Below are 26,712 nucleotides of genomic sequence, written 5' to 3' on the forward strand. Positions count from 1 at the left end.
ACATATCACCCTTAGAGGACGTCGGAAAACCGGAGCGCTGATGGTCAAGCTCAAGAAAAGGTTGCGAGTTCTATATCGAGGCCGGTCCCATGCCGCAGTTCGGTTTCGCTATGGGCTGATCGCGTTTGATGTCGTTACCATCCTGTTTTTTATTGCAACCGCACATATTGAACATGGCTTGGGCCTTGTCGGGCTAAGTGCTCTGGTCGGGGTGGTCATTGCCGTGGATCTTGCTGCGCGATTGTGGATCGACCCGGATCCCTGGGCTTTGTTGAAACGGATCTATTCGATCGCTGATGTCTTGGTCGTGTTGTCGTTGCTGTTGGATCCGTTTTTGGCAGGGAACCTGGCATTTCTGCGTATCCTGCGGTTGCTCAGGCTTATCCATTCCTATCATTTGGTCCGCGATCTGCGTCGTGACAGCCGGTTCTTCAGTGCCCATGAAGATGCGGTGATTGCCGCTATCAATTTGTTCGTGTTTGTTTTTGTGACGGCCACAGCCGTGTTGGTCTTCTTTATCGACAGCACAAGCACGCCAACGCCCTACATTGATGCGCTGTATTTTACTGTGGCCACACTGACGACTACTGGCTATGGCGATGTGACGCTGGATACTGCGGTTGGTAAGCTGTTTTCCGTCTTTATTATGGCCGTTGGGGTCGCGCTTTTTGTACGGTTGGCACAGACGCTGTTTCACCCGCAAAAGGTGAAACACACCTGTAAGGATTGCGGCCTTTTGCGCCATGACCTTGATGCGGTGCATTGCAAGCATTGTGGCAGTCTGATCAAGATCCGCACGCTGGGTGTGGAATAGTCGTTGTCTGGTCTAATCCTCCAACTAAGGCAGTTAGAGAACCAGGAGAAGCAGGAGTAACCCCGAGAGTTCAGCGAGCTGCTGGCTGGTGCCCAGCACGTCCCCTGTTTGGCCGCCAATTTTCCTGTGGGCCAGAAAGGCAAGGCCAACAGTGGTTGCTGAGAGCATCGCAAAAAGCGCTATTGTGATACCGCCAATCATCAGTGCCGAAAGAAAAGCGGCCAGTGAGATGCCTATGACGCAGGGAAAAACTTCAGGGCGTCCCACGGATTGGGAGAGCCCGGTTTTGCGGGCGTTCGGCAAAGCGACCATCAGAACCGGCATCGTTGCGCGGCTGAGCAGGGACAAGGCCAGAACTGGCCAAACACCAGCCATGGGTAGCAGTGCAGACAGGGCCAGCCAACGCAGCCCAAGTGACATGATCAGCGCCAGTACACCATAGGTGCCAATCTGGCTGTCCTTCATGATCTCTAACCGGCGTTCCGTTGTGAAGCCGCCCCAAAACCCATCAGCGGTGTCGGCCAACCCGTCTTCGTGCATGGCTCCGGTTAAAACAATTTGGATAACCAGCAACAGTCCGGCAGCGGCAGGCGCAGGCAGGCCTAACCAGAGGGCTAAGGCAGCTGTGGCGCAGGCGGGCAGGGTGATCGCCAGCCCGGCCAGTGGAAAGGCCCATGCGGCCCGAGCCTGCCGCTGAAACCAGGGTTCGGGCAACTTGGGGAGCGGTAAGCGGGTCAGCAGAACCTGGGCCAGTGCAATATCCCGGATGATGTCGTTTTTTCGCATTTGCGGGCCTCTTGCGGGACTTGCGGTATGGTGTGCAGGGGTTAAACAGTCTGCATCCGCAATACCCGCGTCCCCCCCTTTGATGCAACGAGGCATTTTATGCTACCAGAGCTGACCGATCTTGATCACTTCCGTTCCCTGCTTGCCCAGGCGCCAGCCGCTGACCCAGCGGCGCAGGCTGCTGCGGCTGAACGCAACGGCCAATTGACCAAACCGCCCGGAGCGCTGGCGAGACTTGAGGATCTTGCGATCTGGTACGGTGGTTGGCGCGGAACAGGACGTCCAAGTATCGAAAACCCACAAGTGATTATATTTGCCGGCAATCACGGCGTCACGGCTCAGGGCGTTTCTGCGTTCCCGGCTGAGGTTACCGCACAGATGGTGATCAACTTTGAACACGGTGGGGCAGCGATCAATCAGTTGGCCAAGCTGGCCGGAGCACGGATGGATGTTCTGGCGCTGGAATTAGACCGACCAACCGGGGACTTCACTCAGGGTGTTGCAATGGAGGACGGCGACTTGTTGGCAGCCCTGCAGGCCGGGTGGGGATCGGTCGATCCAAACGCCGATCTGTTGGTGGTTGGCGAGATGGGCATTGGTAACACTACCCCGGCGGCGGCACTGGCCTGTGTGTTGTTTGGCGGCGAGGCAGCTGACTGGACTGGTCGAGGCACCGGCGTTGACGATGCTGGTCTGGCGAACAAAACCCGTGTGGTGGCTGAAGGTGTCGCCTTGCATCAGGGCGAAATCAAAGATGGCGTGGATGCGTTGGGGTGTTTGGGGGGGCGTGAGATCGCCGCCATGGCAGGCGCAATTGCCGCTGCGCGCATGTTGCGTATCCCGGTCGTTTTGGATGGGTTTATTTGCTGTGCGGCCGCGGCCTGTCTGGCGCAAAGTTCAGATGGTGCATTGGATCACTGTGTTGCCGGCCATCAGAGCGCAGAGGGCGCGCATCCTGTGCTTCTGGCCAAGCTGGGGAAAGAGCCACTGCTGTCGCTGGGATTACGGCTTGGCGAAGGATCAGGCGCGGCATTGGCTATTCAGATCCTGAAGGGGGCAGTGGTCTGCCATAGCGGTATGGCAACCTTTGCCGAAGCTGGTGTCACTGACGGCTGATTGCCGTTTCCAAATTCAGAAACAGGCGCAGTTACGCCTGTTTCTGATCCTTCTGCTCGGCCAGTTCGAGCAGAGCTGTTTCCAGATCTTTCTCTAACTCTCGCGCACGGGCGATATAGGCTTTGTTCAGACTGGAGGGAACGCCGGGCTTCCAGTAGTCGGCCAGATCGCGGACGGTCATCCGGTCATGGGCATAGAAGGTCTGTTCAGCCTGTGCAGCCTCGTATTCGCTGAGGCCGATGTTCTCAAGTACATAGCGCCCCGCACGCAGGGAACTGTCGAACACCTCGCGCACGATGTCATTGGCGCCTGCCTTGTATAGCTCGAACACATGGGTGCGGTCGCGGGCGCGGGCGATGATATGTAAGTCGGGCCTAACTTTACGCACCTGACTGATCATCTGGATCGTCTTCTTGGGATCATCCAGCGCCACCACCAGTACCCGCGCCTTGGCCAGACCTGCTGCTTTAAGAAGTTCAGGACGCGTTGGATCACCAAGGAAACCCTTGACCCCATAGCGCCGCATCAACTGGATCGCTTTCATATCGTAGTCCAGCACCACAGTTTTGATGCCACTGGCGCTAACCAGTCGGTTGACGATCTGACCAAAGCGGCCGATGCCTGCGATGATAACGGGGCCTTCTTCGTCGATCTCATCTGGCTCTTGTTCAGTTTTGGCCTCTCCAAGCCGTTTAGAGAGAATATCGTAGGTGATGAACAGAAGGGGCGTGATCAGCATTGATAAGGCAACGATCAACAAGAGCTTTTCCGTCAGCGCAGGTGGGATGACGTCGAGTTGCCGTGAGAAGGACAACAGTACAAATCCAAATTCACCAGCCTGGGCCAACCCCAGAGTGAATAGCCAGCGATTGCGTCGCTTCAGGCCAAAGGCGCGGCCTACGAAGTACAAAATCGTGCCTTTGGCCAGGATCACCAGCAGCGCCAATCCGATCAAGTCAGCGGGATCGGCCAAAAACAGCTGGTAGTTTATGCCAGCGCCCACAGTGATAAAGAACAATCCCAACAACAAACCTTTGAAGGGGGTTAAATCGCTTTCCAGTTCATGCCGAAATTCAGAGTTGGCCAGTACGACGCCCGCCAGGAAAGCGCCAAGGGCAGGGGATAGCCCGACCAAAGTCATCAGAAATGAGATGCCCACAACAATCAGCAGGGCCAGTGCGGTGTACATTTCGCGCAGGTTGGCGGCGTGGATGTATCGAAAAACCGGACGGGTCAGATAGATGCCCGCCAGTACGATCATTCCAATCGCGCCGAGGGTCACCAATGTAACGGCCCACCCGGGCAGGCCATCAACCAGTGACAGTCCGGGGCCGTGACCGGAGGCATGATCTGTCACGACGCTTGCTGCGCGCTTAATTGATCCGTCTTCATTGATCTGCAGAACAGATTTTACGGCAAGCAATGGTAAGAAGGCCAGAATAGGGATGACTGCGATGTCCTGCGTCAGCAGCACAGAGAAGCTAGCCCGGCCACCACCAGTCTGCATCAACCCCTTTTCTGACAGGGTTTGCAGCACGATAGCTGTCGAAGACAGGGAAAGGGCCAAGCCGATTGCGAGCGCAACTTGCCAGGTCTCGCCTGCAACCATGGCCGCCGCCATCAGCGCCAGTGTGCTGAGTAGAACTTGCAGCCCGCCCAAGCCTATCAGTTTGTGCCGCATAGCCCAAAGTGCGCGTGGCTCCAGCTCCAGACCGATCAGAAACAACATCATGACCACGCCAAATTCAGCAAAGTGTTGCAGGTCGCGCGTTTCCGAGCCAACCAGCCCAAGAACAGGGCCGATGATGATTCCGGCGGCCAGATAGCCCAATACAGATCCCAACCCAAGACGTGCGGCGATTGGGACGGCAATCACCGCCGCTGCAAGGTAAACAGAGGCTTGGTAAAGAAAGGTTTCCATGTTGCTGGTATCGCAAGGCCCAGTGGCATTGGCAATGGGTTTGCCATCCAAGATTGCCAATCCTGGATGGCAAAAGATCTAGTGGTCGCGTGCGCGGATTTCGGTGCTTAACTGGGCGATATGGCCAAGCTGCGCCGATATGCGCTCCTGAAACACGCCAAGCTGATCGATGATGGCAGTAAGCGCATCCCCTTCGGTGGAAAGTCTTGCACTCTCAATTTTGCAGAGCACGCGGGTTGAGCTGAGACCCAGGAAATGGCGGTGCATAACTTCGCAGGCTGAAAGGATCCGCTGTGCCTCGACGCTCACTTCTTTCAGGCCATCGTCGGCCTGAAGATTTTGGCGGGCAATCAATTTTCCGAGAACCGCGCGCTCGCGATCCATATCAACCCCATCCATTGATCTGCGTTCCGTCTTAATGTGGCTGTCACATTCTTCGAGAATGCGTGCGACACATTGAACAAACATACTATGGCTAATGGTACCTTTGATGACTGAGAAGTTGCTGTTTTCACCCAAGACATTGCGTTCAAACCACTCCGACATCTCGCGGGACATGGTGCCATAGTTCTGCGACAGAACTGTCACGGGGCCACCGGCAGGTTCGATGCGGGACGCAATGACGCGCAGATTGTGCGGGATGGTACGCATCGCTTCAAACTCTTGCACCAGCGCGTCAGTTTCCTGGGTCAGCTCCTCGGCGTTTGAAAGCATAGAGAGCGAGTCGTTGATGCCTTGGTCGGGCTTTCTGTTCAGACCTGTATCGCGCGCGATCAGTTCCTGGCTCAATGCGTGGGCCGCAAATGTTGGGTAATCGGCAAACCCCAATTCCCGTAGCCGAGCCAGCAACCGTTTTGCGCTGTCTTCCGGGCTGAGGTTTTCCTCCTGCTCGGCTTTGAGCAGGCTGGCGTATTCTTCCTCAATGATGGCAAACGTTGAACTGGTGGGTTTGATCCGCGCCGACAGATAGCCGCCTTCACAGGGCATGGCCATGGAGAACACCCAATAATACAACCCGTCTTTGGTTTGGTTTTTAACGTAGGCACCGATGCTTTTTCCACGTTTGAGTGTGTCCCAAAACAACCAGAACACACCCTTGGGCATATCTGGATGGCGGATCCGTTTGTGGGGGGCACCGTGTAGTTCTGACCAAGGGTAGTTTGAAACCTCTGCAAATATGTGGTTGCCAGCCTGAATGACGCCACGGTCATCAGTGCGAGAGAAGAAGACTTCTTTCAACTTGAACTGGGCTTCACCACGCACAGGGCGGGTATCGATTCGGCGTTCGATGTACGACACTTTGGTATTCCGGTATTGTTACTTGTTCCTCCTCCTTTTTATCTTGCGGTCCTTTTTGAGAGATTAATTGTCAGGTGTCTTTGCCGTAGGTGCGACACTATTTCCACTCCCGTCGATACGTGGGGGGGAGGTGGGCATACACTATTAGACCTGTTGTCGCGAACCCCCAAAAGGTAAAACCCTGCTGCATTCGGATCAATGCAACAGGGTTTTTCAGCAGACGTGCGACGGATCGGTTGTCAGTCGTTTTCAGAGGCGCGGATTGCGGTGCTCAACTGTCCAATACGGTCAAGTTGCGCCGAAATGCGAGCCTGAAACACACCAAGTTGGTCAATGATTGTGGTCAGGGTTTCACCGTCTCGCGACAAACGCGCACTTTCGATCTTACACAGCACGCGGGTAGAACTGAGCCCAAGAAAATGTCGATGCATGACAGTGCAGGCGTTCAGGATACGATCAGCTTCAATACTGACGTCACGCAGGCCAGTCTCAGCCTTGTCTGCCTGCCGGGCAATAAGGCTGGCAAGCAATTCGTGCTCTTTTTCAAGGTCAATATGGCCATGGTCGGTTTGTTCTGTCGTAAGTTGTTTGTCGCAGTCCCTGAGGATAGAGGCCAAGCATTCGGCAAACATGCTTAGATTTACAGTGCTTTTGATAGCAGAAAAGTTACTATTTTCACCAAGTACATGTTTCTCAAACCATTCAGACATGTCGCGCGACATGGTGCCGTAGTTCTGTGACAGCACGGTAACGGGGCCGCCAGCCGGTTCGATCCGCGATGCAATGACGCGAAGGTTGTGCGGGATTGTCCGCATCGCTTCAAATTCCTGAACCAGGGATTCGGTTTCCTGGGTCAGCTCTTCTGCACTTTCGAGCATGCTGTGAAATTTTTTGATTTTCTGGTTGGGCGGATTGCCCAGCCCGGCATCTCGTGCAACCAACTCTTGGCTCAATGCATGGGTCGACAGTTTTTCATACTCATCAAACCCCAGTTCGGTCAGACGCTCCAGCAACCGTTTTGCGCTGTCCTCAGGGCTCAGCCCTTCTTCGGCCTCAGCAGTAAGAAGTTTGGCGTACTCAGCTTCGACTGTGGAAAACAGTTCGCTGCTGGGTTTTATGCGTGCGGATAGATAGCCGCCCTCACAGGGCGTTACGACCGCAAATACCCAGTATGACAACCCATCCTTGGCTTGGTTTTTGACATAGGCCCCAATGGATTGGCCGCGCTTTAGCCGATCCCACAATAGCCAAAACACGCCTTTCGGCATGTCTGGATGACGGATCAGTTTATGTGGTGCGCCTTGTAGTTCGTCCCAATCATAGTGGGCTACACGGCTGAAAACTGAATTCCCGGACTCGATTACGCCGCGTTCATCTGTACGAGAGAAAAAGACTTCCTCAAGCTTAAATGGGGCATCGCCACGGGAAGGGCGGACTTCGATTTTGCGATCTACAAATGACACGTTGCGATTCCGGAGTTGTTAAAAGGCACTATCTGTTCCTAACAACCGAATCTTTTTGGAGAATTAATGCTTGCCATTCGCGGCGAGTGGCAAAATCGACTTGCCGCCCGCAGGACGCTAATGATCAGAAGCCTGAATTGCACTGCTTAGATGGGCAATACGTTCTAATTGCGAAGAAATTCGAGCTTGAAAGATCCCAAGCTGATCGATGATTGCAGTCAGCGCTTCGCCTTCTGTGGGTAGTCGAGCACTTTCAATTTTACACAATACGCGGGTTGAACTGAGCCCTAGGAAGTGTCGATGCATCACATTGCAGGCGGTTAGAATGCGGTCGGCTTCGAAATTTACGTTCGCTAATCCGTCGCGGGCGCTTTTACGCTGATCTTTGACCAAGTCCCCTAAGATTTTGCGTTCCTGTTGCATATTGATACCCTCAATATCACGTTTTTCTTTTTGCAACTGGGTGTCGCATTCGATCATTATTCGGGCCATGCATTCGACAAACATGCTGTTATTGACGGTGCCCTTGATCGCAGCAAAGTTGCTGTTTTCCCCCAACACATGTGTTGCAAACCAATCGGACATATCACGCGACATCGTCCCATAATTCTGTGACAACACGGTTACCGGCCCGCCAGCTGGTTCAATGCGTGAGGCAATGACACGAAGATTGTGAGGGATGGTCCGCATCGCTTCGAACTCTTGGACCAGACCTTCGGTTTCGTTCACCAGTTCGTCTGCGTGATCGAGTTTGGTGCGAAACTCGGTAATTTTTGGGTCCGGAACTGCATTCAACCCCGCATCCCGTGCGGTCAGTTCCTCTGCCAGGGCGTAGGCTGCGAAGCTATGATAATCATCAAAGCCGAGAGCCTTCAATCTCTCCAAAAGACGCGCGGCACTCTGCTCTGGGCTTAGCTCCTCTTTTTTTTCCGCTTCAAGAAGGGCGTCGTATTCAGACATAACGGTCGTGAAGAGTGAGCTGCTGGGCTTGATACGTGCAGATAGGTAGCCATCACTTGTGTGGGCAACCACTGCAAACACCCAATAGTGTAGCCCGTCCTTGGCTTTGTTTTTGACATAGGCCCCCATAAAGCGCCCACTTTTGAGAGTGTCCCAGAACAGATGAAAAACACCACGCGGCATATCCGGGTGGCGGATGATTTTATGCGGTTTGCCCAGAAGGTCTTTGGCTTTGTAATGCGCTACACGGTGGAACACATAATTGTAGGCGCGGATGATACCGCGGTCATCGGTGCGTGAGAAAAACACCTCATTTAGTCCAAAGGGAGCTTCTCCAGACGTGGGACGGGCTTCCTGACGGCGGTCATGAAAAGACATAAGCGATTCCGATACAACTTTAACTGGTTACGGAATCAACCTATGAGGTAAGTGCTCAAGTTTTATTAATTCGATCTCATGTCGGCAGAGGTGCGTCGCGTTTCAGTTGATCCATCACGATTTGACTTTGTACGCGAGACACGGCTGGATGAGGCAGCAGAACCTCGTGCAGCAGCGTGTTTAATCCAGGCAGGTCAGCACAATAGACCCGCAGCAGATAATCCGCTTCGCCGGTCATAGTCCAGGCCGAGGTGATTTCGGGGCGGGTGCTAATTAAAGTGGCAAAGCTGGCTGACTGTTTTGGGCCGTGGCTGCCAAGGTGCACCTGCACAAAACCCTGAACCTGTAATCCAAGCTTTGTAGCGTCAAGCCGGGCGGAATACCCCTGGATAAATCCCTCACTTTCCAGCCGCTGCCGACGGCGTCCGGCCTGACTGGGAGAAAGGTTAAGAAGCTCGCCCAATTGCTGTGCCGTCAGGTGAGCATCTGCCTGTAAGGCAGCGAGGAGTTTGGTGTCAGTGGCGTCTAACATGTGCGTACTTTCGTCATGAAATATCACTTTAGCATAAAATTTGCGTGCCGATAGTGCTTGGGGTGATGAACTATGCGCAAAACAAGCATCTGAATTGCGATATTATGTGTGCAACCAATGTAACGCGCAAGCAGGAGGCCACATTATGGGTCCGTTCCCACACACCGCTCCAAAATCCACCATCTCGGATGAAAACCCCGCAGGTACTGACGGTTTCGAATTTGTCGAATTCGCCAGCCCTGAGCCACAAGAACTGCGTGAGCTGTTTGCACGCATGGGCTATGCGTTGACTGGCCGTCACAAAAGCAAAAACGTTGAGTTGTGGCAGCAAGGGGATGTGACATACATTCTAAATGCAGAGCCTGAGAGTTTTGCAGCGCGTTTTGTTGACGAACACGGTCCCTGCGCCCCTTCAATGGGGTGGCGGGTCGTCGACGCAAAACAGGCCTATGACCACGCGGTGTCAAAAGGCGCAGAGCTCTATGACGCAACCGACAAGACAATGAATGTACCGGCGATCAAAGGCATTGGTGGCTCACTTATCTATTTCATTGATCAGTATTCCGACACATCGCCGTTCAACGAAGAGTTTGACTGGCTGTGTGAATCAAAGCCTCGTGGCGATGGTTTCTTCTACCTGGATCACCTGACCCACAATGTGTTCAAAGGGAACATGGACAAGTGGTTCAAGTTCTATGGAGAGTTGTTCAATTTCAAGGAAATCCGGTTCTTTGATATTCAGGGCAAGTACACAGGCCTGCGCAGCCGCGCTCTGACCTCGCCATGTGGACGCATCCGCATTCCGATCAACGAGGATAGCGGTGAAACCGGTCAGATTGTTGCCTATTTGAAGAAGTACAAAGGCGAGGGAATCCAGCACATCGCTGTGGGTTCTGATGATATCTATACCAGCACCGATAAGATTGCTGATAAGGGTTTGAAGTTCATGCCGGGTCCGAATGAGACCTACTATGATCTGTCGTACGACAGGGTCGTGGGCCATGACGAGCCAAAAGAGCTGATGATGAAGCATGGCATTCTGATCGATGGTGAAGGTGTAGACGAAGGTGGTGAAACCAAAATCCTGCTGCAAATCTTTTCGAAGACAGTGATTGGACCGATCTTCTTTGAGTTCATTCAGCGCAAAGGCGATGATGGCTTTGGTGAGGGTAACTTTAAGGCGTTGTTTGAATCGATCGAGCGTGAGCAGATCGCAAATGGCGAAATCGAGACCGCCTAACTAAGCACAATTGACTACCAGTCAGGAATGGACCCAGGAGCTAAAGGCTTCTGGGTTCTTTGCTTTTAGGGGGCGTTGTTTAACCGTTGGGGATCTTTAGCGTGACGTTTCGACCGCCTTTTTGATAGCGCAATTCAGCGTCGCCTATGGCGACCACTTGCCCGCCATCAATTCTGTCTCCGACCTTGACCTTCTTGTAACGGCCCGAGGACAGCCGAACCAGTGCACGGCGGTTTGACGGCGTTCCGTAAACACCAATCAGATTGACTTTGCGCAGGTTGATCGAGTTCTCCAGCGTGGCCTGTCGGGCTACGGATGCCGACGTCGGGATCGAAGGAGTTACTGTTTCAGGGGCGATGGCTGCGGCTGCTGCTTCAGCTGCTGGTCGCGTCAAAACCCCCGCAGTTGAGGCGGAGGCCGAGGCTGGGATGTTTTCCGTATTGCGTTGAGCCCGGTCGACAAGGTTGGCAAAATTAACAGGGCGGCCTTTCGGGACGACCGATGTGGCAATGGCCTGCTCTGTGGTCGGTAGGCTGTCCTCGTTGGCGGGACGTGAACTGGCGGGACGTGCACGTGGGCGTTTCTGACCCAATTCGGCTAGGCTGAGGCCTCCCAATTGCGCGCGTTCGGCCTGTTCTACCAGATCATCTGGTCGGGCGCGGGGACGTAGACGCGCCAATACTGCCTGTTGCTCGTCAATTTGTGCTTCGGCTTCGGCGTCGGGGCGATTGGGGGTGGGCGGTGGTACGCGGCTGGGGCGGCCGAGATACACCATAACACCGTCGGGATTCAGGGTGCCTTCGGGAGTGGCTCGAACCAATCCGCGTTCATCGAGATCAAACGCGTTGCCTGCGGCGACCGGAGAGGTGACGAAATCCAGTTCGGCGTCTGTGGTGAAATCGGTCGTTGCTGGCAGGGCAACGGCATCCTGAGACAAGTCTGTATTGTCAATTGAAGCGACGTATAGGTCGTTCAGGCCAATTACTGCGGGCAATTCGGGAACGTCAGGTAAGCTTTGCCAAATACCGGTGGCGGCATATTGCGCAGCTTGTGATAGTTCGGGGCGTTCGACCTCTTCTGCAACACCATCAGCAACCGCTTCGGGGTCCAGATCCGTTTGGAGCGGTTGCCGTAGGGCGTCCAGAACCGCGCTGTCGGTGCCAGATAGGCTGGCTGTTTCTGTTTCAACGGCAACTGGCGGGACGGTAAGAACAGACAGGTTTTCAGGGAGAGCGCTGACCTGTGGTGCGAGAATTTCTGGAACCTGTTCTGGCACCGTGTTGACTTCGGGAACAGGAGAGGTGCGTGGTCCATCAAGTTGTGTTTCAGAGGTTGGCTGCTGGTCTGGCGTTGGGCTCGGGTCAGGCCCAGAGGCGCTCACTTCTGGGCCAAAGAAAAAAATCGACCCTTTGGTATAGACAGCCCAGGCCGCTGCCGCAGCCATGAACAACAGTAACACCGCAATCAATGCCAGTCCCAGAAACTTTGGTTTGCCACCAACTTGCTGCGGCTCACGTAGGGCAAAGGGATCGCTACCCAACCCGTCGCGAGACTGCTGTTTTGCTGCTGCGGGCTGAATGCCGGATACGGGCCTTACCTTAGCTGTCTTATTTGCAACCTTCGGCGTCTGTCTTCGGCTCAGAAAGGCGGTATTGTCGGGAGTTGAAACTGGCGGGGCAACCTCTGACCGTTCATCGGGCCCGGTGACAGATGGAGCCGAGACTTGCGGCAAGGGGGCGTCGCTAAGTTCTGCAGGGCCGGATGCCCGTGCCGTGTGAGATAACTCAGGATGTTCCGGTGACGTGGGGGCTGGAGGCTGGGGCTTAGTAGGCAATTCATCCGCGAGCGCCTCACGGCTGGCACCCTGTAGCGGGGGGGCTATCGCCGCATCCTGCTTACCCCGGCGGCTGCTAAAGCCGGGGATCGGCACAGGTTTGGGTTCATCAGTAGCCCCTTCGGTTGACGGGGCACCTGCAGTGGTTGACGAAACCGGCTCGTCCAGCCCAGGCTTTGCTTCGTCTTCCTTCGTCGTCGCGACTTTGGGCGCAGCTTGTTTCTCGTTCTCAGGAGATGTCTGAGGGATTTCGGCAGGGCCGACGTTTACAACAGCTATGCCATCCGGTTCAATTTCGATGCCACGAACAGCGCGCGTTGTGCCAAAGAAGGGTTCGCCAAGGAAGTCAACGTCCCCTGGTGCTGCTACAAAGCTGGTGGGGATAAACCCGTGGTCGCTGGCAAAGGTTTCAGCTTCGTCCAGAGTTTCGATGGCAACCGCTGCCACATGGGTCAACTCGCCGTCTTGCGAGAGGTCAAAGGCCAGCTCGTCGACTGGATAAGGCGTCGCGCCATCCAGCGCAGCGCGCGCCATGTCCATCCGCACACCGTCATCCACATTGCCGGTGTCGATGGTTAGGTAACGTATCTGACCATTGGGGATGATCAGTTTGCAGGATATCGGTCCTGCGTCCAATTGCTGTGCCAATGCTTGCAGATCAGCCAGAGCCACGCTTAAATCTGGAACGTCTAAGCCTACACTGCCGACCAGCCGCCAGCCTCCGGCGGCCCGGTGCAAGAGAGAGATGCCATCCGGAGACAGCGATAATGCAAAGCCCGGTTTCATGATGTGGTTAGACCATCCAAATCGTTAGTGTCCAAGACAGTGTTGCAACCATATCGGCTTGCACTGCAACTCTAAAGCAGGAGACCGCCGAGGAAAAGGAAAACAGACATAAATGATCTTGTCAGAGTTGATTGGCGTCCTCATTTATCAGTTTTGAAAAGGAGATTTAGTATGAACAGCAAGAAATTCGTTATTTCGGCTCTGATGCTGATGTTGTCTTCAGGCGCGGCTTGGGCGGCTGAACCCAATGTACAGCGTCAAATATCTGTTTCTGGAGAAGCGAACATACAAGTTCCACCGTCGCTTGCCCTGATAACACTGGGTGTTACCGATCGGGCAGACGAGGCCGTTGATGCGATGTCGGCAGTTTCAAAATCGATGGTGGCTGTGGTTGATCAGTTGCAGAGTGTTGGGATTAAGCCCGAGGATATGCAAACCCAGCAGATTTCAGTGCATCCAAACTGGACGAAAGCGGGGTCTCTTAGTGGTGGGAATGATCGCAAGATTACCAGTTTTACAGCCAGCAACACGTTACAATTGAGAGTGCGTGATCTTGATAAGCTGGGTGAGGTTCTGGATCAGGTCCTTCGTGCAGGTGCCAATGAATTTCGGGGACTACAGTTTGGTGTTGTGGATCCAAGCAAAGTGCAGGACCAGATCCGTGGTGCTGCGGTCAAGGATGCCATCCGAAAGGCTGAACAGCTGGCGACTGCCGCAGGGGTGACCCTGGGGCCTGTACAATCAATCACCGATCAGGGCGGCAACGGTGGATACCCTATGTCAATGGAAATGGCGCGAAGCAGTGCCATGCCTATCGAAGCAGGAGAGCTGAGTTTCTCATACAATGTTTCGGTGGTGTTTAGTATCGCCGAAACGGTAGCGGAATAACGTGAAAGGCCGGGCGATTTGCCCGGCCCTTATTTTTTCGCTGTAGGTATGATCAGCCGCAGGCTTTGGCCAGAGCCTGGTCAAGATCCGCAATCAAATCCTTGGAATCTTCGGTTCCAATCGACAATCGAACCACGTTGGGACCCGCACCAGCGGCCTCTTGCTGTTCCGGTGACAGCTGGCGGTGCGTGGTCGAGGCTGAGTGGATGATCAGCGACCGCGTATCACCGAGGTTTGCCACATGGCTGAAAATTTCCAGCGAATTTACCAGCTCGACGCAGGCGTCATAGCCACCTTTGACTGCAAAGGTGAAAAGCCCACCAGCGCCTTTGGGGTAACAGGTTTGTGCCCGATCATAATAAGGCGACGATGGCAGGCCAGCATAGGTGACATAGTCAACTCTTGGATCTGCCTCTAGCCAGGTTGCCACGGTCACAGCATTCTCCACATGCCGCTGCATCCGCAGACTGAGGGTTTCAATGCCCATCAACGTATAGTGCGCAGCCTGTGGGTTCATTGTCATACCCAGATCACGCAGGCCGATGGCAATGCCATGAAAGGTGAAGGCCAGAGCCCCAAAAGTTTCGTGGAACTTCAGCCCGTGATAGGCAGTTTCTGGTTCGCTGAGAGAGGGGAACTTGTCATTTGCGGACCAGTCAAACTGGCCTGAGTCAACAATACAACCACCGGTGACGGTGCCGTTGCCCGTCAGGTATTTGGTGGTCGAATGGACCACCAGTGTGGCGCCTTGCTTGATTGGGTTGCACAGATAAGGCGTGGCCGAGGTGTTGTCCACAATCAGTGGAATACCTGCCGCATCTGACACATCAGCCAAGGCCCGAATATCAGTGACATAGCCGCCCGGATTGGCAATGGATTCGCAGAATACTGCACGGGTGTTTTCATCAATTGCGGCCGCTACAGCGTCCAGATCGTCGGTGTCGACAAACTTGGCTTCCCAGCCAAAGCGCTTGATGGTCTGGCTCAGTTGGGTGACGGTGCCACCATAGAGCCGGGTCGAGGCAACAACGTTGCAACCGGGCCGCATCAGTGGGAACAGCGCCATGATCTGTGCGGCGTGACCTGACGAACAGCACACAGCCCCAACGCCGCCTTCAAGGGTTGCGATCCGCTCTTGCAGAACTGCCACTGTGGGGTTGGTCAGACGCGAGTAGATGAATCCAACTTCTTGAAGGTTGAACAGCGCTGCCGCGTGATCCGCATCGCGGAACACATAAGCCGTGGTTTGATAAATTGGAGTTTGCCGGGCGCCGGTGGCCGGATCCGGCTTGGCGCCGGCGTGAATTTGTAATGTGTCAAACCCGTAGGTGGGAGCTTCGGTCATATGGCTGTCTCCATTAACAAAGTAACTATCATTTTGGGTGTAAGGCACCCAAGGGCCTGGCACAACGAAAACGGGTGAAATTGGAACAGTCTGACCAATCTACCCCGCGAAGTGGGAATAGTTTCCGTCGATATCTTACCTTTTTCAAGCGTTCAGAGCGGGTGAAAGATGAGAAATAGCTAGGCGCAAATCTACCCGGTCACCGCATCCAGAACCCGGCTTTTTTGATTTGATTGCGGATCGCCTGTTCACGCCGGGGCAGGTGGTCGCGATCGAACATCACCCGTACCTTTTCGCCGCGCCCCTGATAGACCATGCGTTTGATCGGATCTGATCCTTTCAGTACTTTCTTGATCTTGTTGGGCGCACAAATCTGTTCGAGCACTTCAACCACGCGATCGCTTTCTCGTGCGTAGAGCATTGGCAGAAGACGGTAGTGGCAGCTGACGTCGCCATCCAGGTAGCCCGCGGGCAGGGCATCGCGGCTGCCACCGAAGGAATGAATGACCAGTGGAAGAACAACCTGATCCAACCAGGGGTTCAGTTCTTGCCCAATGAGTTCCGGTGGCAGATCATCTTGGACGGATTGAGCGTATTCAAGAAAGCGTGCGCCAAACACCTGTGGACAGGCGCCGTAGAAAAAACCAGCGTTGAAATAGAGATATCGTTGCCAGTATTCGTCGGGCTGGCTCAGATCCAGGCTGCTGTCGAAATCCAATCCAAATCGGGTGTAGAGAGATCGCCATATCTCAGTATAGCCGGGTCCATAGAGGGTTGGCTTGGGCCAAGTCCCTTCGCGGCGAAGTGAGGCCGACGGGCGTGAAAAATCAAAAGGCACTGACATCAGGTCGCCGGTGATCAGTGTATCCGTGTCAAAGAACACAAAAGGTTCATCCCTGGGCATGGCCTGCAAGGCTTCGATTTTGTTTCCATAGGGGTATTCCTGGCCAAATACCTTGTTCTCAAACGGTAGAATTTCTGCGCCGAGTTGCTCAAGTGTGGCCAATACATCGGCGTCGCGGATACTTGGGTTGCCGCGCCAGTTAGGGCCGGGCTGGGGAACGGCGATAAACAGGCGGCCATCGAAGTCGGGCGAGCAATGCCGCAGGGATGCTGCAAACAGCATTGCTTCGTATTGCAGCCGACCGGATTGGCCCACAATTACTATGTTAAAGGGTTTACTGCCCATGCCATCCCCGTTTGCCACCTGTTGTTTGGGGCCATTGTTGCCTGTTGCCCAGACTATAGGTGTGGCGTCAGCGGTCCAAAAGACTACAATTGAATTCAGCGGATGTTTTTATTTGCCCTGCGTTATTTTTGGGAGTTTGCGATATGTTTGATCTTTTTTTGGCGGCAATTGCTGCAACAATTCAGTCCACTGGGGATGGTGTGTCAACGGGGTCGGTGACTGTAGCCCCAGTGTCTGAGGTTGCATTGGTGGCCGAACCACAGGTGCCTTCCGGGCAATTCACCACTGCGGCCGAAGTGAAACCTATTTTGGGAATGACCCAAGGCAATTGGATTTCGGTGCGCGAATTTGACGGGCAGGATCTGCTGTATGTGACACATATTTGGTCATGGCGCTGTGGATTGGTTCAAATGGAACTGGGCGTGAATGGGGCGCCACCTGAAATCTGGCCGTTGCCAGAATGTCATCTGGACCAAGGCGCACCCAATGGGATCACCGAAGCAGATGGTCTGCCGTATCGCAGCTATGAACTTGGCTCTATCACGCAGATCGAGGTTCACCTGACCTATGACGACTTGTCGAAGGAACAGGTTGTGTTCAATCGGATGGGGCAGCCTCAAAACTAAGGGCAGGGCCGCAAGAGGCAAGCGGTGCCATGTGGCACCGCTAGGGGTTCAGATCAGGGCAGTGCTGAGCAAAGGGAAATAGCTGAGCAGGATCAGGATCAGTGTCACCGCCAGCAAGAACGGCCAAAGTGCCACAAAGATGGTGAAAGGGCGCACTCCGGACATTGCCGAGGCGATATACAACCCGACCCCAACCGGGGGCGTCAGTAGTCCCAGCACCAGATTTAGACAGATCACCACGCCAAACTGGAATGGGTCGATGTCGTAGTTGTTCATCGCAATTGGCAGCAGGATCGGGGTCACCAAAATGAGGGCTGCAATCCCATCAATCAACATGCCGACAAACAGCAAACAGGCGTTGACGATCAGTAGGAAGGTGAACGGGTCCGAGGTCACGGATGAGATGAAATGAGCCAGTTTTTGCGGCAGCTCTTCATAAATGACCACCCAACCAAATACATTGGCAGCGGCAATCATGAAGATCACCAGAGATGAATTGGTAGCGGTCCGTACAAACAGTTTTCCCAAATCTCGTGGAGAGATTTCGCGGTAGATCAACCAGCCAACACCAAAGGCAATAAGTGAGGCTACAGCGGCGCTCTCGGTTGGCGTGGCGATACCAAACAGGATGCCGCCTACGATGGCCAGCGGAATCAGAAAGGCGGGCAGGGAACTGCGCAAAGCTGCGATGGCCTCGGGGCGGGACATCCATGTGCCGCGTGGAAATTGCTGTTTCAGACCGATCAGGGCGACAACAACAAAAAATGTGCTCGCCATGATCAGGCCGGGAATGATGCCTGCAATGAACAGATCTCCAATAGGCAGTTGTGCCAACACGCCATAAATAACAAACAGCATCGACGGTGGGATCACAGGGGCCAGCAAACCGCCAGCTGCGGTGGTGGCCGCTGCGAAACCGGGATCATAGCCCTCTTTGGTCATCGCTGGCACCATAGCACGCGACATGACTGCAATTTGGCTGGCGGCAGAGCCGATGATGGCAGCCATGAACATGTTGGCCAGCAGGTTGATATAGGCTAGCCCGCCCCGAAATCCGCCAACAAAGACCCGCGCAGCGTGGACCAACCGCTGGGTCATGCCGCCTTCGTTCATCAACTCACCGGTTAGGATGAAGAGGGGGATTGCCATCAGCCCATAATTCTCGACCCCAGCAAACATCTGCTGCGAGAAGCTGTCATATAGAACGGTATTGCCGCTGTCATAGATGTACCACAGCGCGGTCAGGGAGAGCACCAGAGCAATCGGAACAGAAGCAAACAGCAGGATCAGAAACAGAAGCGGTGTCATGGAGTGTCTTCCTCTGCCGGGGCTGGGTGGAACAAGTTGGCCGTTGCATGAAGCAGAGCGCCAAATGCAAAGACTGGTACCACGAGCCAGACCCAGACTTTTTTGATCCCCAGGGTATTGGTGGGCTCGGCGTAGACAAAGTTGAAAGTGGCGCCTTGGAAGGCTTTGATGTCAAAGCCTTGCCTGGCCAGTTCCAGTGGCATGAACCAGCGCCAGCAGATCCAGATCAACAATGCAGCAAAGACAAAGACAGTGAGATCGGCAAACCGGCCCAACACATAGCCAACGCGAGCGGGGGCAAGTTCCGGTATTAGAGTAACAGCAACGGCGCTGCGGTGATGTACCGCTGCTGAGGCAGCGAGAAAGCACATCCAGACCATGGCATAGATCGCGGCTTCATCGACCCAATAGATGGAGTTTCCCATCGCGCGGGTGACGACGTTTAGCAGGATTAGTCCGGATACAGATGCGGCGAGGGTTGCGGCGCAGAAAACTTCGACACGCGCCCAGGCTGTGGATGCCCGATACAGCATATGGCTGCCTCATTTTTTAGTTTGGGATGTCCGATCGTCGCGCTGGACCGGTGTAATTTCAACGGGCCAAATTAGCTTTGGCCCGTTGGATAAAGTAAAGACTTACTTAGCTGCGTCAGCCGCTGCGCGCAGGTCGGGCAAGGATGGTGCTTTGGCGGACCAGATGCTCTCCCATTCGCCCATGACCGGGCCAAAGAACTCGGCATCCACAGTCATCACATTGATGCCAACACCGTTCAGGCTTTCGGTCCAGGCTGGAGACTTGGCAACATAGGCGTCCAGAGTGCTGTCCACATGCTTGGCCATCAGGTCCGAGATCATCGCTTTGTCGTCATCAGACAGACCCGCATAAACCCGAGCGGAGACCAGACCCACCATTGGGAACATCATGTGGTTGGAAATCAGCAGGGTGTCAGCGTGCTCATAGTACTTCAGCACGTTGATTAGCTCGACATCCATGTCGATGGCATCAACCTGTCCATTCGCCAAAGCGTCATAAACCGCAGGTAGCGGCATTGGGGTCGGGGCGGCGCCAACCAGATTGTAGAAATCCAGAATTGGGTCAAATGGGGTGATCCGCAGTTTCTGCCCCTTAAGATCCTCAACCGATTTCACTTCTCCGCGTGTCAGGATCTGACGCATGCCGGCCGATCCATAGCCAACACCCACCACGCCCGCTTCTTGGGGCAGGACATCCAGCATGCCCTTGGCGGTGTCTGAGCGCAGGATTGCAGCGGCGTGGGTGATGTCATTGGCCAGATAAGGGGCATAAAATGCGCCGAGGTTGGGCACCCGGTTTGACACTTCTGCCACAGTCATAAACGCCATATCTAATGCGCCGGTCTGTAGCTGCTGTAGCATCTGTGCTTCGTTGCCCAACTGGCGTGCAGGGAACACAGTAACGCTATGCGCTCCGCCGGATTGCTCTGCCAGCTCCGCACCAAAGGCTTCGGCAGCTTTGGTCCAGACGTGGGGTGGTGGGGTGATCAGGCCAAGACGAAAATCCTTGGCCTGGGCCGCAGTGGTGGCCAAAAGGGTTGCGGCAACCATTGTGGCGCCTTTGGCCAATGTTTTGAAATCCACTTTCATATTCTGTCTCCCTGATAGAATCATTGTTGTTTTTGGCGAGTTTACGCAGTCGAGCGGGCCTGGGTAGGGCTTTTTTCCTGCCCCAGGCCATTGGCACGTTAGTCTGGGAGATCTGCGCCGCCCTTTGACTTGGAAAACCAATGAAATAAATTTTAAGCTTAAAATAACGCCTCGGGTCAAGCAGTATTTTATGATAGCTGCTTAGATATCGGGTATATCAGTGTGTCTCTTGTCGTGATGTGCCATAGCCATCAGCTTGGAGAGGAAGGGTTTTATGCCTTAGCTGCGGCCAACATCATGGCGCGCCACCGACACGGATTTAATCACTGCATGGCAAGACACGCCTGCCGCCAGCCCCAAAGCTTGCGCCGAGCGTCGGGTAATCCGCGCCAGCAAGTGGTCTTGTCCACATTGAAGCTGCACCACCACGCCAGGACCACCGCCCGCGCGGATTTCGGTAACTGTTGCGGACAAGATATTCAGCGCCGATAGTCCTACGGGTCGTTCGCGCGACAGGATCACGTCCTGGGCCAGGATGCGCACCCGGGTGCTTGCGCCGGTGGGCAGGTCGACTTGGGGCAGCATTAGAGTGCCACCTGACACAGCCAGCTCGGTCAGCCCATCGGTGTGGTGGGTGGTCACGGTCGCAGGCAGCACAGCGCCGGCTTCGCGCAGGCCCAGTTGACGCACCATTCCAGGATCTGAAAAGACATGTTCCGTGGGGCCAACCTGTGCCACCCGCCCCTGATCAAGTACCACCACCGTGTCGGCGAGCCTTGCAACCTCGGCCACAGAATGGCTCACGTAAAGAATAGGCAGGCCCGTCACATCTCGTAGCTGTTCCAGATAGGGCAGGATCTCTTCTTTGCGGTTTGTGTCCAATGCGGCCAAGGGTTCATCCATCAGCAACATGCGAGGATGCGACAAGAGCGCGCGACCAATGGCGACGCGCTGCTTTTCTCCTCCGGACAGCCCGCCTGGGCGGCGGTTCAGCAGAGACGTGATGCCGAGCATGTCAGTGACATCTTCGAGTGCCGGGCCAGCGTTGTCGCGCGGTGCAAAGCGACTGCCATAGGTCAGGTTGCCCAATACAGTTAGGTGGGGGAACAATCGGGCGTCTTGAAATACATAGCCTAGGCGGCGGCGATATGGTGCTACGTTTGTTCGGTGGGTGTGGTCAAACAACACCGAAGAGTGCAGGGCAATGCGGCCTGACTGGGGTGTCAACAAACCGGCAACCGCATTGATCACCGTTGTTTTACCCGATCCGGACTGTCCAAACAGTGCGGTGATGCCTCCGGGCGCTTCAAATGCCACCTCGACCACAAGATCTCCCAGAGTATGGCGGATATCGACAGACAGGCTCATGTGCCGTTGATCCGTTTGGACGCGCGCCGCGCCAGTATTTCGGAGGCAATTAACGCAGCCATCGCCAAGGCAACGGAAATGGCCACTAAACGTAGTGCGGCATCTTCACCACCAGGCACCTGTAGGAAACTGTAGACGGCGGAAGGTAGGGTTTGGGTCTGCCCGGGGATGTTAGCGACAAATGTGATGGTCGCGCCGAACTCCCCCATGGCCTTGGCAAAACCTAAAACCGCGCCAGCGATCAGACCGGGCAGGATCAACGGCAGGGTGATGGTGGCAAAGACCCAAAAGCGCGAGGCCCCAAGTGTTGCCGCCGCCTGTTCCAGTTTGGGATCAACGGCTTCTATTGCCAACCGGATGGCCCGCACCATCAGTGGAAAACCCATAATGGCGGCAGCCAGTACCGCACCGGTCCAACGAAAAGCCAGCACCAGCCCAAAAGTTTGTTCAAGCCAAGCGCCAACGGGCGCGCGGCGGCCAAAGGTGATCAACAACAGATACCCGGTTACCACCGGTGGCAGGAACAGCGGCAGATGAACAATTGCATTCAGCAGTTGCTTGCCGGGAAAACTCCAGCGCGCAAGGGCATGTGACACCAGGAGTGCGAAGGGTAGGTTCAGCAGCGTAGCCCAGATCGCGACCTTCAGCGACAATGCCACAGCCTGCCATTCCTCAGGTCCCAACCAATCCATTAGTCTTGCCCTTGCAATGGGCGAAAGCCATGGCGAGCAAACACCGCTTGTGCCGCATCGCTTCGCAGATAGTCATAGACGGCCTGCGCCTCGGGGGTGGCTGGATCGATCAGCGCCATCGGGTAGCGGATAGGGCTATGTGTTTTGGCTGGAAACAGACCTAGCAGGCGCACATGAGGTGATGCCCCCAGATCACTAGCGTAGACGATGCCCAATTGTGCTTCGCCTGTAGCTACCAATCGTAGCGCAGCGCGCACACTGTCGGTTTGGACAATTTTGTCCTGCACGTTTTCCCAGGCGCCCAGTGACGTCAGTGCCTCGCGTCCGTAAATTCCCGCAGGGACCGCGTTGACCAGTGCCATCGCCAACACGCCATCTCCAAGTGTCGCAGCCAGTTCAAATCCGGGGGCAGGGGAGAGCGTAATGGAGCTATTCGGAGCCGCAATTAGGGCCAATTGATTGCTCAGCAGGTCAGTGCGGCTGCCTGGAATCAGCAATCCATCGTCTTCCAATACCTGCATCCAGGTAGTATTCGCCGATAGAAACAGCTGCGCTGGTGCGCCCAGACGGATTTGTCGCGTCAAAGCGGAACTGCCGCCATATGCGATATGCAATTTTTCGCCATCGTAGGACTGGGATAACTCGTCCAGCGCGTTTTTAAGGCTGGCGGCTGCGAATAGTGTGACCTCCTCTGCCACCAACCATCCGGGCGCGAGCGAAACACAAACTACCAGAGCTAGGTTAAAGCGATAGGAGCGGTGGAGCAGTGATAGCATTGCGATCAGGGCGCTATCAGCGTTACGCCGGGGATGCGTTGTAGTTGATACATATCCTCGTCATAAATACTGGTCAGTGTTTCTATCAGCTCCTCGGTCCAGCCCGGCAGGTCCAGCTCTTCTTCCAGGGCTTCTTCAATGGCAAACTTGTCAAGGAAAGCTGCATAGACACGACGCTTTTGCATTTCGCTCAGATCGCTATGCGCCTCTAGATAAGCGCGCAGTCGTGTTAGGCCTTCGGGGGACATAATTGTGGCTAACAAATCCAAATCACCTAGCAAGGCTTTGTGCGTCTCAACGCCAACCATGTCCCGCATGATCTGCCCCCATGTCAGGGGCATATCCTCATAACACCAGACAGTTAATGGAATGTCCGGCACCGCCTGTCGTAGCCGGCCCATCATTTCTGACCAGCGTAGCTGCCGGGGATCGGTCTGTTTCATGACTTCGCGCAGCCGTTTTGGAGCGGCTTTTTGGAGTAGGGCAGGCAAAAATCCGGCAGGGTTGCGCAGACCCATAAAGATCTCGATTTGATCATGGGGGAAAAGCTGCTGCAGATCGCGCATCCGCTGCACCGCTTCCGGGTAGAGGTAATCACCTTCTAGCGCGTTACGTTGTGATCCAAAAAAATGTGGATTGGACAGCACCACGCGTTCAGCGTCTTCTTCGTCCAGAATGGCGTCCCAAAGGACATCCCGCGAATCTGGAGCTGGTGACCCGGCCTCCAATGCGACAAAGCAATCTTTCAGCAAAGTCCGGTACTTTCCTGGACCAGGGACTGCTACACCTTGTTTAGAAAGATCTTCCTTGTTGCGCAGCAGACTTTTCAACAGGCGGTCTTCTTCGGTGGCATGAGCGCCGGTGTGAACAATAACCTGCATCTGAAAGCCGTATCTCCCGATGAATGCGATAGCTTGTCATGACTAAAGCCAGTGGCCGGTCAGGTCAAACGGCTTGATACTTGATAGCAGTTTTGAATTTTTTTCGCCAACTGGCCATTTAAGGTGATTTTGCGTCTTGCGCGTCTTTGAAAGAGAGGCTAATCCGTGCCTCGGAAGCCCCTATAGCTCAGCTGGTAGAGCAACTGATTTGTAATCAGTAGGTCCGCGGTTCGAGTCCGTGTGGGGGCACCATTTATCATACTTTTTTCATTGTATATCAGTTACTTATCCGTGATTGCGTTGGTGCAGTTACGCTATTTTCCCGCTCCAGGCATGAGGGGCGCTGTGTTGGGTTTCTACCTAGTCGACTTGGTAGATAACCTGGGATGGTAGCTATAAGTGACGCCTTTGGATGCTATAGACTGACCTCCTAGAACAGCTTCACTACAAATTTGCGCCTGTTTGCTGGGCTGTTGGGGCGAGAAGTAGAAGTTTTATGAGAGGGTAGTGTTTTGTTAGACATCAATTCGTTGGCGGAAACAGACTGGAGCTACGAGTTCCGTGAAATACCCAACATTGAGATAAAGACAAATATCGGCCAGCCAGGAATGCCTGGGTACGCAGCAAAGACTAAGCTTCTGTTTGCAAACATAGCGGAGAGATGGTCATCAGAGTTACACGCGGAGTGGCTGCAGCGGCAATATGTTGCGCTTAAGCTCATAATGGGCGCTACATTGCAATTTGGATCGGCAGATCACGCCCAAGAGCAAAACCTCCAAATGGCTGTTCCCTACCTAGCCTACTATGGAATGTTCAACGCAGTGCGCGCCAACTTACTTACTTCTCCCCGGTCCGGTTGGGGAAAGAACAGTCTGAAAATAGGTCACGAAAAGGCCATTGAGAAATACTTGGAAGAACTTAAACTTTTGCTTTCTCCTGAAGAGGTTAGCAAAAGCACCCAACTGTTTGTGGAGGCAAAACGCGGTCGAGAGCTCTTCTCGTACAGGTTCCCGAGTAGTGGAGCTCCTGGACGAGGCGGCTCTTTCGTTTACCCAGATGCAGCTGAACATTTCGCCCGTGTTGCAGCTGAACTCGCGTTGTTCAATTCATTCTGCCTAGGGGCTGCGATCGAAAATAGGTATGGTACATACGAAGAATGGCCTGGTTTCAAAGCTAACGAGCGACAGCTGTCCAAGCTCTGGAAACACGTTTTGAAAGGCACGCTCGGGGACGAAGACTATGTCCACATCGATGCTGAAGACATGTATCGAGTCAAAAGAATGGCTCGCTCGATCCAGAGGCCGTTACCATTTGTATGGATGATTGGTGAGGGAGGCATTGAGGACTTTTTTGGGTCCTTTACTTCATCCTGCGACGATGAAACCGGGTTTAACCCTGATGACCACTGGCATCGACTTCTTGATCTCCCCTGAACGGAAAGTGGAGTGCCTATCGGGCTGGCCAAGTGCTGGCTTTTTAATCTATTGATTGCAAAAAAAGCGGGGAGGAATGCGAGCATCCCTCCCCTTTGTTGGGCACTGTCCAAGGAGTGAGTGCCAAACTCCACTTATCATTTTGCACCAGTATGCACTGGCTGTCAATCGGCGTTCGCTTTCCAGTGGCGCTTAAAATCATTGCGTACTACCGAAAACGTAGCTGACAACGACAAGAGCATTAAGAGAACCACACATAGCTGCAACCATCCATTTTCACCCCCTAGGTAAACCCAAACAAATGCCCCGATTATTGAGGTCAGGAAAAGAAGAGTAAGAGTAATTTTTGATTTTAATTTAATTTCACTTTTGAACTCTGAGCGGATTAGCCGTTGGTCGCTAATTTTTCCTGACGCAATCGCCTGGTAGATTACACTCATAGCGCCTGTGTCTCTAAAGTATCCGGAATGGGCTGCGAGAGGGAAAGGCGCTCCGACTGGAGCAACTTCTACATTTTCAACCCCTTTCCAAGGTGCATTATTGGCAGGCTGCAGGGAAGAAATCCTTGAACTTATTAGATCGTAGCGGGACCAGAAGTTTACCAATCTCGGACTTCCGGATGTGTGCCAAGCAGGCCATGCAAGTCGGTTTGGGTTGCTATGCCTAATTTTATGATATCGGTGGTTTTTACCACTATCAGCATAAAATAGGCTAGAAATTTTTTCGATGGGGCTGCCAATTGTGAAGATGTGGCTCACTTTCCGTATTGAGCCAATCGCACTCGCCCTCTCGGACTCTGAGATATTGGTTGCTCGGCAAAGTGCGTTTTGCCGTTGAAACGCTTCCAGAATTATCGATGATCCCAAACTGTGTCCAATTAAAATGCACCGACTGCAATTTTCATCCTCCAGTACATCCTTTACGATTTTTTGAGCTAACCTTACGCGTCGCTCCCGAACCAAGAAATTTTCCTGGCTCTCATGTACGGTGGTCCAAGCTATAACGTCGGAAACCAGCCTTCTGACGAGCCGCCACCCAAAGAAGACAAGCGCAGAAACTGCTAAGATTGCTGTAACTTGGGGTGCGTAGGAACTCAGTGCTGAAAATTCGAAGATGTTTCTCGAGAGCAATGATCCGATGTAATAGAAAATTGTATAGGCAAAGATGAAGATAGAGAGGATCGGCAGAGCTACGAAGAGCCCCCTCAAGAGCCGCTCCGTTGCTTCCCTTACAAACTCTGAGCGCCAAGTGACTGCGAGTTTGTCCAGTTTCTCAGTTTCTGTTTCATTGCTCCGCGACGTCAAAAATTTTCTGAAGTCTTCGAACTTCCCTTTTGGAAAATTTCTGCGACTGTCAGCGTTGTCAAAATCTTCGTAATATGGACCTGTCGCAGTTTGATGCCGCTCCTTTGATAGCATTTACTGCAACAAAGGAGACTGACTATGGGACTGAAGC

General features: G+C 54.1%; 23 protein-coding genes and 1 tRNA gene. 7 read left to right on the top strand and 17 right to left on the bottom strand.

Translation table 11 applies throughout. The annotated features are described in order from the left end of the window. The first annotated feature begins 40 nt into the window (after positions 1–40). Complete coding sequence (locus tag GO984_RS10770; RefSeq protein WP_157022531.1) at positions 41–814, top strand: potassium channel family protein; 774 nt, start codon at positions 41–43, stop codon at positions 812–814. A gap of 33 nt (positions 815–847) precedes the next feature. Here GO984_RS10770 and GO984_RS10775 read toward each other — a convergent pair whose 3' ends face one another. After that, a complete protein-coding gene (locus tag GO984_RS10775; protein ID WP_157022532.1) occupies positions 848–1,600 on the bottom strand; it encodes an adenosylcobinamide-GDP ribazoletransferase in 753 nt (250 codons plus the stop codon). 99 nt (positions 1,601–1,699) lie between these two features. Between GO984_RS10775 and cobT the strand changes: the two genes are divergently transcribed. After that, positions 1,700–2,716: a nicotinate-nucleotide--dimethylbenzimidazole phosphoribosyltransferase gene (cobT, locus tag GO984_RS10780; RefSeq protein WP_157022533.1), complete on the top strand. Its 1,017-nt coding sequence runs from the start codon at positions 1,700–1,702 to the stop codon at positions 2,714–2,716. A gap of 31 nt (positions 2,717–2,747) precedes the next feature. Here the strand turns inward: cobT and GO984_RS10785 are convergent, their stop codons facing one another. From GO984_RS10785 to GO984_RS10805, 5 genes are all read right to left on the bottom strand, one after another. Next, positions 2,748–4,637 (bottom strand): monovalent cation:proton antiporter-2 (CPA2) family protein, encoded by a 1,890-nt coding sequence (locus tag GO984_RS10785; RefSeq protein WP_157022534.1) that lies wholly within the window; start codon positions 4,635–4,637, stop codon positions 2,748–2,750. A 78-nt stretch (positions 4,638–4,715) separates the two neighbouring features. Next, on the bottom strand, positions 4,716–5,936 hold the full coding sequence (locus GO984_RS10790) for a PAS domain-containing protein (protein WP_167740295.1): 1,221 nt from the start codon (positions 5,934–5,936) through the stop codon (positions 4,716–4,718). 239 nt (positions 5,937–6,175) lie between these two features. Continuing rightward, on the bottom strand, positions 6,176–7,399 hold the full coding sequence (locus GO984_RS10795) for a PAS domain-containing protein (protein WP_167740296.1): 1,224 nt from the start codon (positions 7,397–7,399) through the stop codon (positions 6,176–6,178). Between the two features lie 117 nt (positions 7,400–7,516). Continuing rightward, the gene (locus tag GO984_RS10800) at positions 7,517–8,737 is read right to left on the bottom strand and encodes a PAS domain-containing protein (protein WP_157022535.1); all 1,221 of its coding nucleotides are present in this window, start codon (positions 8,735–8,737) and stop codon (positions 7,517–7,519) included. Positions 8,738–8,813: 76 nt separating this feature from the next. Then, positions 8,814–9,269, bottom strand: coding sequence for an Lrp/AsnC family transcriptional regulator (locus GO984_RS10805; RefSeq protein ID WP_138162177.1), 456 nt, complete (start codon positions 9,267–9,269; stop codon positions 8,814–8,816). Between the two features lie 145 nt (positions 9,270–9,414). Between GO984_RS10805 and hppD the strand changes: the two genes are divergently transcribed. After that, complete coding sequence (hppD, locus tag GO984_RS10810) at positions 9,415–10,509, top strand: 4-hydroxyphenylpyruvate dioxygenase (RefSeq protein ID WP_157022536.1); 1,095 nt, start codon at positions 9,415–9,417, stop codon at positions 10,507–10,509. Positions 10,510–10,588: 79 nt separating this feature from the next. On the opposite strand, the gene GO984_RS10815 is transcribed toward hppD, so the two are convergent. Beyond that, positions 10,589–13,129 (bottom strand): hypothetical protein, encoded by a 2,541-nt coding sequence (locus GO984_RS10815; protein ID WP_157022537.1) that lies wholly within the window; start codon positions 13,127–13,129, stop codon positions 10,589–10,591. Positions 13,130–13,300: 171 nt separating this feature from the next. Between GO984_RS10815 and GO984_RS10820 the strand changes: the two genes are divergently transcribed. Continuing rightward, a complete protein-coding gene (locus tag GO984_RS10820) occupies positions 13,301–14,017 on the top strand; it encodes an SIMPL domain-containing protein (RefSeq protein ID WP_157022538.1) in 717 nt (238 codons plus the stop codon). Between the two features lie 52 nt (positions 14,018–14,069). Here GO984_RS10820 and GO984_RS10825 read toward each other — a convergent pair whose 3' ends face one another. Both GO984_RS10825 and GO984_RS10830 read right to left on the bottom strand, forming a co-directional pair. Further along, on the bottom strand, positions 14,070–15,362 hold the full coding sequence (locus tag GO984_RS10825; protein ID WP_157022539.1) for an O-acetylhomoserine aminocarboxypropyltransferase/cysteine synthase family protein: 1,293 nt from the start codon (positions 15,360–15,362) through the stop codon (positions 14,070–14,072). A 199-nt stretch (positions 15,363–15,561) separates the two neighbouring features. Next, positions 15,562–16,551 carry a hypothetical protein gene (locus GO984_RS10830; RefSeq protein WP_157022540.1) on the bottom strand — a complete coding sequence of 330 codons (990 nt, stop codon included), beginning with the start codon at positions 16,549–16,551 and terminating at the stop codon, positions 15,562–15,564. Positions 16,552–16,694: 143 nt separating this feature from the next. Between GO984_RS10830 and GO984_RS10835 the strand changes: the two genes are divergently transcribed. After that, positions 16,695–17,177 (top strand): hypothetical protein, encoded by a 483-nt coding sequence (locus GO984_RS10835; RefSeq protein ID WP_157022541.1) that lies wholly within the window; start codon positions 16,695–16,697, stop codon positions 17,175–17,177. Between the two features lie 48 nt (positions 17,178–17,225). Here GO984_RS10835 and GO984_RS10840 read toward each other — a convergent pair whose 3' ends face one another. The 7 genes from GO984_RS10840 to GO984_RS10870 all read right to left on the bottom strand — a co-directional run bounded on the left by GO984_RS10840 (position 17,226) and on the right by GO984_RS10870 (position 23,824). After that, on the bottom strand, positions 17,226–18,485 hold the full coding sequence (locus GO984_RS10840; protein ID WP_157022542.1) for a TRAP transporter large permease: 1,260 nt from the start codon (positions 18,483–18,485) through the stop codon (positions 17,226–17,228). Then, on the bottom strand, positions 18,482–19,018 hold the full coding sequence (locus tag GO984_RS10845; RefSeq protein ID WP_157022543.1) for a TRAP transporter small permease: 537 nt from the start codon (positions 19,016–19,018) through the stop codon (positions 18,482–18,484). The genes GO984_RS10840 and GO984_RS10845 overlap by 4 nt, the downstream gene beginning before the upstream one ends. A gap of 102 nt (positions 19,019–19,120) precedes the next feature. After that, a complete protein-coding gene (locus tag GO984_RS10850; RefSeq protein WP_157022544.1) occupies positions 19,121–20,107 on the bottom strand; it encodes a TRAP transporter substrate-binding protein in 987 nt (328 codons plus the stop codon). A 279-nt stretch (positions 20,108–20,386) separates the two neighbouring features. Next, positions 20,387–21,475, bottom strand: coding sequence for a molybdenum ABC transporter ATP-binding protein (gene modC, locus GO984_RS10855; RefSeq protein ID WP_157022545.1), 1,089 nt, complete (start codon positions 21,473–21,475; stop codon positions 20,387–20,389). Next, positions 21,472–22,167, bottom strand: a complete 696-nt coding sequence (gene modB, locus GO984_RS10860) for a molybdate ABC transporter permease subunit (protein ID WP_157022546.1) — start codon at positions 22,165–22,167, stop codon at positions 21,472–21,474. The genes modC and modB overlap by 4 nt, the downstream gene beginning before the upstream one ends. Next, the gene (modA, locus tag GO984_RS10865) at positions 22,167–22,943 is read right to left on the bottom strand and encodes a molybdate ABC transporter substrate-binding protein (RefSeq protein ID WP_157022547.1); all 777 of its coding nucleotides are present in this window, start codon (positions 22,941–22,943) and stop codon (positions 22,167–22,169) included. The genes modB and modA overlap by 1 nt, the downstream gene beginning before the upstream one ends. 5 nt (positions 22,944–22,948) lie before the next feature. Then, positions 22,949–23,824 carry a hypothetical protein gene (locus tag GO984_RS10870; RefSeq protein WP_157022548.1) on the bottom strand — a complete coding sequence of 292 codons (876 nt, stop codon included), beginning with the start codon at positions 23,822–23,824 and terminating at the stop codon, positions 22,949–22,951. A gap of 176 nt (positions 23,825–24,000) precedes the next feature. On the opposite strand from GO984_RS10870, the gene GO984_RS10875 reads away from it, so the two are divergent. Both GO984_RS10875 and GO984_RS10880 read left to right on the top strand, forming a co-directional pair. Next, a tRNA-Thr gene (locus GO984_RS10875) sits at positions 24,001–24,076 on the top strand. Between the two features lie 260 nt (positions 24,077–24,336). Continuing rightward, on the top strand, positions 24,337–25,257 hold the full coding sequence (locus GO984_RS10880) for a hypothetical protein (RefSeq protein ID WP_157022549.1): 921 nt from the start codon (positions 24,337–24,339) through the stop codon (positions 25,255–25,257). A gap of 164 nt (positions 25,258–25,421) precedes the next feature. Here the strand turns inward: GO984_RS10880 and GO984_RS10885 are convergent, their stop codons facing one another. Further along, positions 25,422–25,862 carry a hypothetical protein gene (locus GO984_RS10885; protein WP_157022550.1) on the bottom strand — a complete coding sequence of 147 codons (441 nt, stop codon included), beginning with the start codon at positions 25,860–25,862 and terminating at the stop codon, positions 25,422–25,424. Between the last annotated feature and the right edge of the window lie 850 nt (positions 25,863–26,712).

Origin of the sequence: Parasedimentitalea huanghaiensis, assembly GCF_009753675.1 — a bacterium.
GTDB lineage: Bacteria > Pseudomonadota > Alphaproteobacteria > Rhodobacterales > Rhodobacteraceae > Parasedimentitalea > Parasedimentitalea huanghaiensis.

Coding starts and splice junctions, on each gene's coding strand:
- GO984_RS10770 (WP_157022531.1), top strand. CDS start 41: ATGGTCAAGCTCAAGAAAAGGTTGCGAGTTCTATATCGAGGCCGGTCC.
- GO984_RS10775 (WP_157022532.1), bottom strand. CDS start 1,600: ATGCGAAAAAACGACATCATCCGGGATATTGCACTGGCCCAGGTTCTG.
- cobT (WP_157022533.1), top strand. CDS start 1,700: ATGCTACCAGAGCTGACCGATCTTGATCACTTCCGTTCCCTGCTTGCC.
- GO984_RS10785 (WP_157022534.1), bottom strand. CDS start 4,637: ATGGAAACCTTTCTTTACCAAGCCTCTGTTTACCTTGCAGCGGCGGTG.
- GO984_RS10800 (WP_157022535.1), bottom strand. CDS start 8,737: ATGTCTTTTCATGACCGCCGTCAGGAAGCCCGTCCCACGTCTGGAGAA.
- GO984_RS10805 (WP_138162177.1), bottom strand. CDS start 9,269: ATGTTAGACGCCACTGACACCAAACTCCTCGCTGCCTTACAGGCAGAT.
- hppD (WP_157022536.1), top strand. CDS start 9,415: ATGGGTCCGTTCCCACACACCGCTCCAAAATCCACCATCTCGGATGAA.
- GO984_RS10815 (WP_157022537.1), bottom strand. CDS start 13,129: ATGAAACCGGGCTTTGCATTATCGCTGTCTCCGGATGGCATCTCTCTC.
- GO984_RS10820 (WP_157022538.1), top strand. CDS start 13,301: ATGAACAGCAAGAAATTCGTTATTTCGGCTCTGATGCTGATGTTGTCT.
- GO984_RS10825 (WP_157022539.1), bottom strand. CDS start 15,362: ATGACCGAAGCTCCCACCTACGGGTTTGACACATTACAAATTCACGCC.
- GO984_RS10830 (WP_157022540.1), bottom strand. CDS start 16,551: ATGGGCAGTAAACCCTTTAACATAGTAATTGTGGGCCAATCCGGTCGG.
- GO984_RS10835 (WP_157022541.1), top strand. CDS start 16,695: ATGTTTGATCTTTTTTTGGCGGCAATTGCTGCAACAATTCAGTCCACT.
- GO984_RS10840 (WP_157022542.1), bottom strand. CDS start 18,485: ATGACACCGCTTCTGTTTCTGATCCTGCTGTTTGCTTCTGTTCCGATT.
- GO984_RS10845 (WP_157022543.1), bottom strand. CDS start 19,018: ATGCTGTATCGGGCATCCACAGCCTGGGCGCGTGTCGAAGTTTTCTGC.
- GO984_RS10850 (WP_157022544.1), bottom strand. CDS start 20,107: ATGAAAGTGGATTTCAAAACATTGGCCAAAGGCGCCACAATGGTTGCC.
- modC (WP_157022545.1), bottom strand. CDS start 21,475: ATGAGCCTGTCTGTCGATATCCGCCATACTCTGGGAGATCTTGTGGTC.
- modB (WP_157022546.1), bottom strand. CDS start 22,167: ATGGATTGGTTGGGACCTGAGGAATGGCAGGCTGTGGCATTGTCGCTG.
- modA (WP_157022547.1), bottom strand. CDS start 22,943: ATGCTATCACTGCTCCACCGCTCCTATCGCTTTAACCTAGCTCTGGTA.
- GO984_RS10870 (WP_157022548.1), bottom strand. CDS start 23,824: ATGCAGGTTATTGTTCACACCGGCGCTCATGCCACCGAAGAAGACCGC.